This window comes from Hallella multisaccharivorax DSM 17128 (genome assembly GCF_000218235.1).
Taxonomy (GTDB): domain Bacteria; phylum Bacteroidota; class Bacteroidia; order Bacteroidales; family Bacteroidaceae; genus Prevotella; species Prevotella multisaccharivorax.
The window spans coordinates 58348-67628 of record NZ_GL945017.1; the positions used below are offsets into that span (position 1 = coordinate 58348).

At 49.0% G+C, this 9281-nt stretch carries 8 protein-coding genes and 1 pseudogene; 5 read left to right on the forward strand and 4 right to left on the reverse strand.

Features of this window, described 5'->3' with window-relative positions; translation table 11 throughout:
- A partial coding sequence (locus PREMU_RS00610; protein ID WP_007572302.1) for an integrase core domain-containing protein occupies positions 1-342 on the forward strand: 342 nt, incomplete at its 5' end.
- A 119-nt stretch (positions 343-461) separates the two neighbouring features.
- Here PREMU_RS00610 and PREMU_RS00615 read toward each other — a convergent pair.
- Positions 462-2306 (reverse strand): HDIG domain-containing metalloprotein, encoded by a 1845-nt coding sequence (locus tag PREMU_RS00615; RefSeq protein WP_007572303.1) that lies wholly within the window; start codon positions 2304-2306, stop codon positions 462-464.
- 120 nt (positions 2307-2426) lie between these two features.
- Here PREMU_RS00615 and gltX point away from each other — a divergent pair, with 120 nt between their 5' ends.
- Together gltX and PREMU_RS00625 are read left to right on the forward strand one after the other, a co-directional pair.
- The gene (gltX, locus tag PREMU_RS00620; protein WP_007572304.1) at positions 2427-3944 is read left to right on the forward strand and encodes a glutamate--tRNA ligase; all 1518 of its coding nucleotides are present in this window, start codon (positions 2427-2429) and stop codon (positions 3942-3944) included.
- Positions 3944-5206, forward strand: coding sequence for a 3-deoxy-D-manno-octulosonic acid transferase (locus tag PREMU_RS00625; protein ID WP_007572305.1), 1263 nt, complete (start codon positions 3944-3946; stop codon positions 5204-5206). Before gltX ends, PREMU_RS00625 begins: the two co-directional genes overlap by 1 nt.
- Before the next feature lie 44 nt (positions 5207-5250).
- Here the strand turns inward: PREMU_RS00625 and PREMU_RS00630 are convergent, their stop codons facing one another.
- Together PREMU_RS00630 and PREMU_RS00635 are read right to left on the reverse strand one after the other, a co-directional pair.
- Complete coding sequence (locus PREMU_RS00630) at positions 5251-6408, reverse strand: MalY/PatB family protein (protein WP_007572306.1); 1158 nt, start codon at positions 6406-6408, stop codon at positions 5251-5253.
- On the reverse strand, positions 6405-7247 hold the full coding sequence (locus tag PREMU_RS00635) for a DUF3737 family protein (RefSeq protein ID WP_007572307.1): 843 nt from the start codon (positions 7245-7247) through the stop codon (positions 6405-6407). Before PREMU_RS00635 ends, PREMU_RS00630 begins: the two co-directional genes overlap by 4 nt.
- 455 nt (positions 7248-7702) lie before the next feature.
- Here PREMU_RS00635 and trxA point away from each other — a divergent pair, with 455 nt between their 5' ends.
- Together trxA and PREMU_RS00645 are read left to right on the forward strand one after the other, a co-directional pair.
- Positions 7703-8206: a thioredoxin gene (gene trxA, locus PREMU_RS00640; RefSeq protein ID WP_007572308.1), complete on the forward strand. Its 504-nt coding sequence runs from the start codon at positions 7703-7705 to the stop codon at positions 8204-8206.
- A complete protein-coding gene (locus tag PREMU_RS00645; protein ID WP_007572309.1) occupies positions 8203-8559 on the forward strand; it encodes a MarR family winged helix-turn-helix transcriptional regulator in 357 nt (118 codons plus the stop codon). The genes trxA and PREMU_RS00645 overlap by 4 nt, the downstream gene beginning before the upstream one ends.
- Positions 8560-8604: 45 nt before the next feature.
- Here the strand turns inward: PREMU_RS00645 and PREMU_RS14795 are convergent.
- Positions 8605-9281, reverse strand: a pseudogene (locus PREMU_RS14795) (group II intron maturase-specific domain-containing protein); the annotation flags it as partial.

Below are 9281 nucleotides of genomic sequence, written 5' to 3' on the forward strand. Positions count from 1 at the left end.
CACTCTGACCGAGGTTCCCAATACGCTTGCTACGCATATGTTGATTTGCTGAGGAAACATCATATTCAGATCAGCATGACCGAACGGTATAATCCGACGGACAATGCTGTTGCAGAGAGACAGAACGGTATCCTCAAAACGGAAAAACTGTATTTGGAGGATATGTTTCTTAACTATGAGCATGCGAAGCTTGGGATAGAGAAAGCCATAGCGTTTCATAACTATCAGCGGCCTCACATGAGCATAGGTATGAAGATTCCGATGAACGTATATCGCTATGAAGAGCCCGGCAAGAATTTATGGAAGAAGACCAACGGCTGTTCTTGTCCGGATGAAAAATAATCCGTAACTTTGGCGAGCCGGAAACAAGGTGAACGACGGTTTTACGCCATCAACACCAAACGTCCGTCGGGGCATCGGGCCCCGACGAACGTTGCCGGAAAGCAAGGCTCACTCAGGTATTATCCATCTTCCCCTGTCAAAACGGCTATGACAAGCCAATCAGTAAGGCAAGGTCGAAGATGACAAGCAAAATAGTAAAGTTGACTAAATATTGACAAGCAATTCAGTAAACCTGGTCGAACTTTGACAAGCGATTTCAGTAAAAGACAGATGACCACTGGCAGATTATTTTCCTCGGCAAGCTTCACACCGTCGGTCACATGGGCGATGATGATGCGTGCGCTTTCTTTCTCCGTCAAGTTGTCGTGGGGATTGACACCACCCTGCTGGTTCTCGGTGAAGAACGCGGGATTCTTCATTTTTCCAATGTCATGATAGAGGGCGCCGGTGCGCACGAGCGTCGATTTCGCACCTATCCTGTTGGCAATCTCTGAGGCAAGGTTGCCCACCGTGATGGAATGCTGGAAGGTTCCCGGCGCAATCTCCGAGAGTTTCCGCAACAGTCCTTTATTGGTATCGGAGAGCTCGATAAGCGTTAACACAGAGACGAAGCCGAAAGTTTTCTCCACCACAAACATCAAAGGATAAGCCAGGAGCAGCAACACGCCGCTGATGAGGAAATGATAGTACATGTTGGAGCCGACCCTGAAGTCCTCACCGCTTTCCATAAGCTTCACAGCGAGGTAGATAATACAGGTAGATATAAACACCCAAAGAGCGGTGCGGAACACCTGCGAGCGCGTGGAGACCTCGCGCAAGGTGTAGATAGCGACCAGTCCGGCTACGGTCTGGATGATAATGAAATCGAACTGATAGCGCAATGCGCACGCAGAGATAAACACCGTCACCAGATGTGTGATGAAAGCCGTGCGGGAATCCATGAAGATACGCACAAAAATAGGCCCCATGGCAAAGGGCAGAATATAGACCGAGAAATTGAAGTAGTTGTGCTCCATCATGAGCGACACGCACACGGGAAAGACGACAATGAGCGTGTAGAGCATGGCCACACACCCCGGCTTGGATAAATAATCACGGCGGAAAAGCGAAAGATAAAGCGTGAAAAGAAAGATGAAGCTGAGGACGTAGATGGCATTGCCGATGAGGTGTTTGGTGATTTGCGCCTGACCCGTCTGCCGCCGCTCCATTTCCTTTTCCAGAGAGTTGAGCACCCGGTAGTTATAGTCATCCACGATATCGCCTTGCCCAATGATTTTCTGTCCCGCCAACACCATGCCGCTTGCAGGAGAGATACCCGACAGCAAGTCGTTGCGCGCCGTCTCCGTGCGCCGCCGATCGAAGATGAGATTGGGGACAATGTAATTGTTTAAATTCAGCTTCTGCAGCAACCCTCGCTCCTTGACAAGTTTCTCGTCACCGAGGAGCTGCTCATACACCGACATGGTGGAATAGATGAGATTGACCTGCACGCTCTCGGCATCCTTACCAAAGATGACCCTCACCTGCGACGTTGTGTCGTTGGCGATAGAGTTGTATTCTGGCGTGTCCATAATGCCGGCCTGATAAAAATGATGCAGTTTTTCGAGAATGATAGTCTCGAATCCCGAAGGCAGTACGCTCACCTTAGAGAGCGCAACGCGCAGTTTGGCCATCTGTACAGGCTCTACCCGCGGATCGTAGTTGTAGTAAGACTGAAAGGTGTGCAACAGCGAGTCGCGCTCTTTCTGGAAAGCCTCATCTGTCTTGTAAACTGGAAAATCATATTTTGCTATAATGGTCCCGTAATGCCAGGGCTCCCCTATCTCATAAGCGAACTGCTTAGCCTCGTTGCGTGGAAGGAACCACACGATGACGAAAGAAGTAAGTAGAACCAGCCCGATGCGCATCAAGATGCTGCGCCACAGGTTCTCTTCATTGTCTATTATTTTTCTGAAGACACTCATATCCTTGTTGTCTATTGCGGCTCAATGCCTATTGCATGAATATTTTGGTGCGAAAATACAAAAAAAAACCATCAAAACAGAAAAAATATATTAATTTTGCAACAAAATAATTGTTTTGTTATGTCTGAAAGAAAAGTAAGGGTACGTTTTGCCCCGAGCCCAACGGGTCCACTGCATATTGGCGGTGTCCGCACGGCACTCTACAATTATCTGTTTGCACGCCAGCACGGCGGCGATTTCGTTTTTCGCATCGAGGACACCGACAGCCACCGGTTTGTGCCGGGGGCAGAAGACTATATCATCGAGTCGTTCAAATGGCTCGGCATCAAGTTTGATGAGGGAGTGTCCTTCGGTGGCGACCACGGCCCCTACCGTCAGAGTGAGCGACGCAAGATCTATAAAAAGTATGTACAGGAGCTGCTCGATAACGGAAAGGCTTACCTGGCTTTTGACACGCCCGAGGAACTGGAAAAGAAACGCGAGGAAATAAAGAATTTCCAATACGACGCTCACACCCGCATGTCGATGCGCAACTCGCTCTCCCTACCTAAGGAAGAAGTGGAGCAGCTGTTGGCGGATGACGCGCAGTACACTGTACGCTTTAAGGTTGAGCCCGGCGAGGAGATTCATGTTAACGACCTCATCCGTGGCGACGTGTGCGTCAAGAGCGACATTCTCGACGACAAAGTGCTTTATAAAAGTGCCGACGAGCTTCCTACCTATCATCTTGCCAACATTGTGGACGACCATTTGATGGAGATCACACACGTCATCCGCGGCGAGGAATGGCTGCCCAGTGCACCGCTACACGTACTGCTTTACAAGGCTTTCGGATGGGAAGACACCATGCCACGCTTCGCCCATCTGCCGCTTTTGCTCAAGCCCGAAGGCAAGGGCAAACTGTCGAAACGTGACGGTGACCGCCTCGGTTTCCCCGTATTCCCCCTCGAATGGCACGATCCCAAGACCGGCGAAGTGTCGTCAGGCTATCGTGAGAGCGGCTATTTCTCAGAGGCTGTCGTCAACTTCCTGGCCCTGTTAGGATGGAATCCCGGCACCGATCAGGAGCTGTTCACCCTCGATGAGCTCATCAAGGCATTCGATATCACCAAATGTTCGAAGAGCGGCGCTAAGTTCGACTATCAGAAAGGCATCTGGTTCAACCACGAATATATCCTTCGCAAAAGCGATGAAGAGATTGCGACTATCTTCGCACCCATCGTAGCCAACAACGGTGTAGATGAGTCTTTCGACCGAGTCAAGCAAGTGGTGCACCTAATGAAAGACCGAGTCAACTTTGTCAAAGAGCTGTGGCCCCTGTGTGCTTTCTTCTTTATCGCGCCCACATCCTACGATGAGAAGACCACGAAGAAGCGTTGGAAGGAGTTCTCCGCCCAACAGATGCGCGAGCTCATAGAGGTGCTTAAGGGTATCGATAACTTCTCTGTGGAGAGCCAGGAACCTGTTGTAGAGCAGTGGATTGCGGACAAAGGCTACAAGATGGGCGACGTGATGAACGCCTGGCGACTGGCCTTGGTGGGCATCGGAAAAGGCCCAGGGATGTTTGACATCTCCACATTCCTCGGGAAAGAAGAGACCATTAGAAGAATGCAGAAGGCTATAGAGACATTGGGATAATGTACAATTTCTTCATCTTCCTATATAATATAGGTGTTTGGGTAGCCACTTTATTCTCCCGGAAAGTACGTACGATGTGGAAGGGCGAGCATGAGACTTTCCGCATCCTAAAAGAAAAGGTAGAGCCGAATGCCAAGTACATTTGGTTTCACGCTGCGTCTCTCGGGGAGTTCGAACAAGGCCGCCCTCTCATGGAACAACTGAGGAAAGAGCGCGCGGGATATAAGATTTTGCTCACCTTCTTTTCCCCTTCGGGTTATGAGGTGCGTAAGAATTATTCCGGTGCCGACATTATTTGCTATCTCCCTATCGACACCATCGGCAACGCCCGCCGCTTCTTACGCACGGTGAGGCCGGTGATGGCGTTTTTTATCAAGTACGAGTTCTGGTCCAATTACCTTCATGTGCTCAAGCACAGAGGAGTACCACTCTACTCCGTCTCCAGCATTTTCCGCCACGACCAAATATTCTTTCGTTGGTATGGCAGGGGCTATGGCAGAGTGCTCGACTGCTTTACCCATTTCTTCGTGCAGAATGAAGAGAGTCGGAGACTGCTGGCTTCCATCGGCATAGACCGTGCCACCGTAACGGGTGACACCCGTTTCGACCGTGTCTTGCAAATCAAGGAGGCAGGAAAATCTCTGCCTATCGTCGAGACATTCCTTGGCCTTGAGAGGAGTAATCATAACTCTCAATCCTCAACTCTCAACCCACAACATTCTCCCGTGTTCATTGCTGGAAGCAGCTGGCCTCCCGACGAGGACATCTTCATCAGGTATTTTAATGAGCACCGCGAGTGGAAGCTCATCATCGCTCCTCACATCATCGGGGAGGACCATCTGAAGCAGATTCTCTCGAAGTTACAGCGTAAGACCGTTCGCTATACCGAAGCAACGGAAGAAAATGTGAGACATGCGGAGTGCCTGATTATAGATTGTTTCGGATTGCTGTCGAGTATCTACCGTTATGCCGACGTGACCTATGTGGGCGGCGGTTTCGGTGTAGGCATCCACAATGTGCTTGAGGCCGCCGTTTGGGGTAAGCCCGTTCTCTTCGGACCAAATAACAAGAACTTCCAGGAGGCACAAGGCTTACTTCGATCCGGAGGCGGCTTTGAGATCTCGGATGTTAATGGTTTTGCCGACTTAATGCGGCGTCTTGAGATCGATAAACACTTTCTTGAGCAAAGCAGTAAAGCGGCAGGCGACTATGTCTCCAGTCTTACAGGGGCCACCCACATGATTATGAGAAGTATTAAATAAACGTATGAAGGACGGTCATTTCGACCGTCCTTCATCGTTGAAAGTCAAGCCAGAGCCCTCACTATTCTGTTTAACCCTTCTTTGAGTACAGCTCTCGGGCAGGCAAGATTGATACGGATATACCCTTCGCCCGCATCCTTGCCGTAGAGCGTCCCCTCAGAAACGAAGACGTGACCATTATGGAGCAGCTTCTCCGTCACGGCACCACTTGACATGCCCAAGCCACGGATGTCAACCCATGCCAGATAAGTACCCTCCAGCCTGATAACCTCAACGAGTGGAAGATCCGAAGCAAAGACGCTTCTTAACAGCTGGTAGTTGCCGTAAATATAGTCGTTCAGCGCGTCGATCCAACCCTCACTTTCATTATAGGCAGCTTTCAACGCAACAGGACCAAACGGATTAACATCACACACCTCGTAAATATTGATGACACGGTCAATGCGCCGACGCACCTCGTCGTCCTCACAAATGATGTTGGCTATCTGTAGACCTGCGGTGTTGAAACTCTTGGAAGGAGAGTTGAGCGTGACGCTGTTGGCGAGATTAACTTCTCCAACAGCCGCAAAGGGCGTAAAAGTGAAGCCCGGCATCGTGAGTTCACAGTGAATCTCGTCACTTATTACGAAGACGTGATGACGCCTGCAGATCGTTCCTATCTTCTCAAGCTCGTCGCGTGTCCACACTCTCCCGGCTGGGTTATGAGGATTGCACAGCAGGAAAACCGTTGTCTTCTCGTCGGCGCATTTGCGCTCAAAATCATCCCAGTCAATCACATAGCTGTCGTCTTTCCGGAGCAGTCTGCTCTCCAAGACTTCACATCCTTGGTTGCGTATGGAAGAGAAAAAGCAGTTGTAAACCGGAGTTTGCACCAAAATCTTCTCGCCAGGTAACGCCAATGCCTTGATGGAACAACTGATAGCCGGCACCACCCCACTGGTATAAAGCATCCATTGGCGGCGGATCTGCCACTGATGACGGCGCGAGAACCACGAGATGACAGCCTCGTAATAGTCGTCATCTACCTGCGTATAGCCAAAAATGCCATGCCCTACTCTCTTGGCAAGGGCTTGCTTGATGGCTGGAGCCACCTCGAAATCCATGTCGGCAACCCACAATGGAAGGGTGTCCTCGGGGATAGCTTCCCATTTATAGGAACCGCTATGACGGCGGGGTACCACCCTGTCGAAATCGTATTTCATCGTTTTTCAATAATGGTATCATGCCCTTTGGCGAACTCATCATAGGTGACCGAGCCAATTTCATCTGCCTTGATCTTACCACTGACTGGATTCTTAATATTGGTAATGGGGCCCTTGACTGAGACATTGAGGTTGGTACAGTCTTCGAACATGCGGTCACATGAAGGGTCAATGGTGCAGTCTTCCAACGTAAGGTTATCGGCATAGCAGAAGAGTTGTTCGCCGCTGAAATGACAATGCACAAACTTCATGTTCTTCGAGTGCCAGGCAATATACTCGCCGTCGATGTCTGAATCATATACCGTAACATTCTCGCACTCCCAGAAAGAGTCCTTCGTCGTGATGTGGGCATTGTGAATCTCGACGTCCTTGCAGTACTGGAAAATGTATTTGGCATCCGAAGTGAGACCGTCAACATAAATATGATCAGCGTGCATGAACGGGTAAGTACCTTCATGGAGGGTCACATTCTTAATTTTTACACCATGTACATGCCAGAAAGTCTCATCGGCATCATTGATAGTGACGTTTTCCAGGGACAGGTTGTTCATCTCGCGGAAGAATTTTGGCCCGTCGATGACGCAATCCTTCATCACCATGTCGTTGCTGTACCAGATGGCAGAGCGTGAGCCCTCAGCAAAGTAGCAGCTCGTGATCAGACTGCGATCCACGTGCCACCAAGGATACTTGCCGAAGAACTTGCTGTCGTGACACTCTATATCGTGGCAACACTTGATGCCCGATTCTCCATCGGTGATAGTGATATTGTCGAGTTTGACGTCGTGGGCGCCAAACAAAGGGCGTTCGCCGCCAAATGTTAAGTCGTGTATGGAATCCATATTTATGATGTGGTGTTGATAATCCTACAATAATTACAAAAATAAGTCCGACTACAAAAGTACAAACATTATGCCAAAAACGAAAAGTCATACCCAACAAATTAGTCCCATGTTCACCCGAGATGGCATCTCCTCAAAGACTGCAGACAGAGAAGTACCACTAACTTACAAGTCATGTACACATATTTTATATAGACATTGTGGCAACGACTTCTACCCTTCTCAAAAAAAGAAATGACCGGCTAACAGGTCAGAACCCCCACACGCCAACACCATTCCCGTATGCCGACAAGATGGCTGACAGGATGAGACAGAGACCGTCCAAGGGAGATGGTTATAGAAGCGGAGTATCCACGTCAGACTGTTAAGGTAAGTTATTTTCCTATGGAAACTTGTTGGATTAAAAAGAATACGTTACCTTTGCAAACGATTTCCATAGGAAAACAACATAAGCTATGAAGACTCAACATTTTATACTCATTGCAGCCGCATGGTTCAGTCTCTCCGCATCCTGTGCAGGAAGAGCAAATCAGAAAAGAGAAAAAGGCGCAACAAGCGCACAAGTAGTCAACAAACAACAAACAAAAGGAGACAAGAAAATGAAAGTAACACAACTGACAGCAGAGATGTTTAAGGAGCGCATCATGGACTATAGCCACAACCCAGAGAAGTGGAATTACAAAGGAGACCGCCCCGCTATCATCGATTTTTATGCGACATGGTGTGGGCCCTGCAAGGCAACGGCGCCCGTCGTGGAAAAGATCGCTGAGGAATATGCCGGCAAAATCGACGTCTACAAAGTCGATGTGGATCAACAAGAAGAGCTTGCAGGCCTCTTCGGCGTGCAGTCCATCCCCACCCTGCTCTTTATCCCTGAGAAGGGCGCACCTGTGAAAAGCGTAGGCGCCATGGGTTACCAGCAGTTTAAGGAGGCCATTCAGAGCGTCTTTAAACAATGATCACCGACACCTGCATCTGTCATCTCCACAGTCTCCTCCGCGCCCTGAACGGCATAGAGGCTGACATGCAGAAAGCCACGGGCCTCAACCTTAACGAGGCCATGGCGCTTTGCCTCCTCAACGGCAGTGAAGGAGACCTCATGGCTGGAGAGATTGCAGAGGAGTTGGGACTGACGCGCAGCAACACCTCAAAGGTCATTGCCGTGCTCGAGAAAGAAGCGCTCATCCGCAGGCACGTATGTCCTCAGGACTACCGATGCCAGAAATTCTGCATCACGAAGAAAGGAAAGGACAAACTGGAAGAGACGAAAAGCAAGCTCTCACTTCCGGATGAGCTCAAAGAAATCGAGTAGGAGGAAAACGAAGTAGTTTTCTTCCTACTTTCGTTTTCCGACCTCTCACACCACCGTACATGCGGTCCCGCATACGGCGGTTCCTATTTTGGGGTGCCATTCGAGATACGTCCCCATTAAAGTAGCATACCCTGCTGCACGTAGATTGTTGTTACTTATTGCAGTTGCTAAAATAGGACTATTAGCTATATGCCAATAACCCTTACGAGTATTACCCCATTCGTATGCTTGGTATTTATTAATACCACATCTAATGAGGTTTGCCACTTTTGTCTTGACTTTCTTCCAAGCTTTCCATATACACATGCGTATTCTACGTCTTAACCATTCGTCTGTTTCAAGCAAGAGACGCTTCATATTGGCAAGGTGATAATAGCCAACCCACCCTCTTATGTATTCTTTCAGCTTTTGCTTTCTCTTGGCATATCCCCATCCATTGCTGCGACTTGTCAGTTCTTTCAACCTTGACTTCATCTTGGCTTTGGATTTTGGGTTGCACAGTGAGTTGGGCATTTGCCTTTCATCACATAAAAGGAGTAGCCCAGATATTTCACTCCACGTACATACGACACTACGGTCTTTTCCTTGTTGACTCTGAGATATAGAACATTTTCTATAAATCGGGTTATAGACTCCTTCACTCGCATTGCAGCCCTTTTTGGACTTACAGAATATCATCGAGTCATCGGCATAGCGTACAAAGGGAAGCCCTCTGCGTTCAA